The sequence below is a fragment of the Methylobacterium sp. 001424705 genome, assembly GCF_059816145.1.
In genome coordinates, this window is sequence record NZ_JCBANU010000068.1 from 1 (window position 1) to 3,198 (window position 3,198).

2 protein-coding genes are annotated in these 3,198 nt (G+C 62.7%); one reads left to right on the plus strand and one right to left on the minus strand.

Annotated features, from left to right (window positions below):
• The first annotated feature begins 148 nt into the window (after window positions 1-148).
• A complete protein-coding gene (recD2, locus tag AC6EUL_RS22735) occupies window positions 149-2,383 on the plus strand; it encodes an SF1B family DNA helicase RecD2 (protein ID WP_499872873.1) in 2,235 nt (744 codons plus the stop codon).
• An 11-nt stretch (window positions 2,384-2,394) separates the two neighbouring features.
• Here recD2 and AC6EUL_RS22740 read toward each other — a convergent pair.
• Window positions 2,395-3,198: tyrosine-type recombinase/integrase (locus tag AC6EUL_RS22740; RefSeq protein WP_499872872.1), on the minus strand; the 804-nt coding region annotated here is incomplete at its 5' end.

Below are 3,198 nucleotides of genomic sequence, written 5' to 3' on the forward strand. Positions count from 1 at the left end.
TTCGTCAGCAGCGTTCTGATGCAGGCCGGTGGCGATGTACGCGTCGCAGTGGATCGGAGCAGGAGCATTTTCACCCGCGAGTACATAGGTATCTGGGGAGATGATCCTCGCCGGGCGCGCGCTCGTGCGCGTGAACCGGGACCATGAGATGAACCCCAGGGCGGGGACCAAGCAGTTCGAGCGCGGCACGCCCGTCGAGACACTCGCGGGGACGGTGGAACGCGTCACCTTCCACAATTCGGAGACGGGCTTCTGCGTCCTGAAGGTGCAGGCGCGGGGCCAGCGCGACCTTGTTCCGGTGATCGGACACGCTCCAGCCATCGGCGCAGGCGAGTGGATCACGGCGACCGGCGTCTGGTTCTCCGACCGGCAACACGGACTTCAGTTTAAGGCCGAGACGCTTAAGGCGACGCCGCCGACCGGGATTGAAGGCATCGAGAAGTACCTCGCCTCTGGCTACATGCGGGGGATTGGTCCGGCTATGGCCAAGCGCATCGTGGCGCTGTTCGGCGAGAACACCTTCGAGATCATTGAGGCCGAGCCTGACCGCCTGAAGGAGATCGGAGGCATCGGCCCGAAGCGTGCTGAGCGCATCGTAAAGGGCTGGGCCGAGCAGAAGGCGGTTCGGGAGATCATGATCTTCCTCCACGCTCATGGCGTCGGCACGGCGCGCGCGGTGCGCATCTTCAAGACCTATGGTCAGGAATCGATCAAGGTCATGACCGAGGACCCGTACCGTCTGGCGCGTGACATTCGCGGCATCGGCTTCAGGACGGCCGATGCCATCGCGATGAAGCTTGGGTTGGAGAAGGAAGCCCCGCAGCGACTGCGGGCGGGTGTCTCGTTCGCGCTCCAGACTGCCATGGATGAAGGGCATTGCGGCTTGCCCACCGAGCGCCTTGCCGTGCTCGCCCAAAAGCTGCTGGAGGTCGAGCCCGACCTGATCCGCATTGCCATTGCCCTGGAGCTACGCGGCGAGGATGTGGTCGCCGACACGGTGGATGGCGAGACCTGCATCTTCCTCAAGGGGTTGCATTCATCCGAGCGGATCATTGCCGAGCGCCTGATCGATCGTGCGTCGGGAACGCCGCCGTGGCCTGAGATCGACCTCGACAAGGCTCGGCCCTGGGTGGAGGAGAAGACCAGTAAGGCTCTCTCGCCCTCGCAGATCGAAGCCGTGCGGCTGATGCTGGCCTCCAAGCTCTGCGTGATCACGGGCGGTCCTGGCGTCGGTAAGACCAGCACGCTCGACTCCGTGCTGCGCATCCTTAGGGCAAAGGGCGTGCAGGTGCTGCTTGCAGCCCCCACGGGGCGTGCCGCCAAGCGCATGACGGAGCAGACGGGTCTGGAGGCGAAAACCATCCACCGACTGCTGGAGATCGATCCGAAGCACGGCGGCTTCTCGCGCAACGAGGAGAACCCGCTCGATTGCGATCTCCTTGTCATCGATGAGACCTCGATGGTGGACGTGCCCTTAATGAACGCGCTGCTGAAGGCAGTGCCGGAGCGCGCTGGGCTGCTGCTCGTAGGCGATGTGGATCAGCTACCCTCGGTCGGCCCAGGGCAGGTCCTGGCGGACGTGATCGCCTCCGGCCGCATACCGGTGGCACGGCTAACAGAGGTCTTCCGGCAAGCGGCTGAGAGCCGGATCATCGTCAATGCCCACCGGATCAACCAAGGGCAGATGCCGGAGAGGCCCCGCCCCGGTGAGAAAGCGGACTTCTACCTCATCGAAATCGACGATTCGGAGGTCGGCGTCGCCAAGCTGATCGAGGTGATCACCAATCGCATCCCACGCACCTTCGGCCTTGATCCCGTACGAGATGTGCAGGTGCTGACCCCCATGCTGCGGGGCTCGCTGGGCTCACGCAACCTGAACCATGAACTCCAACGCGTGCTGAACCCGAACCCGCCCGCGCAGGTCGAGCGCTTCGGCTGGCGCTTCGCACCGGGTGACCGGGTGATGGAGACGCAGAACGACTACGATCGCGAGGTCTTCAACGGTGACCTCGGCATGGTGACCGGCATCGATGAGGAGGAAGGAGCGGTGCTCGTCACCTTCGACGGGCGCGAGGTGATCTACCCGTTCGGTGAACTCGACACGCTCGTGCCTGCCTTTGCAACGACGATCCACAAGAGCCAGGGCTCGGAGTACCCAGCCGTGGTGATCCCAATCGTGACGCAGCACTACAACATGCTGGCTAGGAACCTGCTGTACACGGGGGTAACGCGGGGCAAGCAGCTTGTCGTGCTGATTGGGCAGCGCAAAGCCATCGGCATGGCTGTCAGAAGTGGCAACACGAAGCGTCGCTGGACCAAGCTGCGAGAGTGGCTCGTCAACGATGCCACCTTTCCAGCGCCGCCGAAGAATCGTCCAGCGTGAAAGGGTGGTGTTCACGCTCCGAGGTGCTTGCCTCCGAGAAGCTGCATCACTTCGGACTCGATGACGTGGTCCAGAGCGTCGATAGCCGCGCGTAGCTGCGAAGGCACAAGTCCTGAAGAATACACGGCCAAGGCGAGCGTCGGCTTCACGTGCCCCATAAGCTCGGCAATGACGCTGCTGTTGACAGCCATGGAATGCGTAGAGGCACGCTCAAGGTAGGTCGCGAACGAGCGTCTGAAGCTGTGGAAGTCCACCGCTCCGCTTTGCCCCAGAACTTCTTGCCGGAACGTGGCGTACCGCTTCACAACGATCCAGCTTCTCTTCCCATCAGGTCCCGCAGGCGTCAGACCTGAGAATACCCAGCCATCTGAGGAGCTTGCAATCAGGCGTTGGATTATTGGCCAGCCCATATGGTGCACCGGCATAATGCGCCGAGCGTTCTCGGTCTTCCCCTGGGGGATGCGGAATGCCTGCTGTGACACGATCACGTCCTCGACCCGAAGCTGGCAGAGTTCTCCGATCCTACAGCCTGTAAGAAGGCCCAACCGCATGAGATCGAACAGCACGAGACCGTACCGCGAGCCGACAGCCGCCCTCGGATCGGCACTGAAAAGCTTGACCAATTCCTGGGCCTCATAGGCCCGTTTTGGACGCTCCTGCCTGCCAGCGCTGATGAAGCTTCCTTGGCCCTGCCAAGGGTTGTCCTCTACGAAACCGCGCTTCCGCAGCCATCGCCACATGGAGGACAGCGAACTGATTTTGCGGTTTACCGTCTTCTGACTCCCACCGGCCTGCATCAGAACGCTGCTGACGAG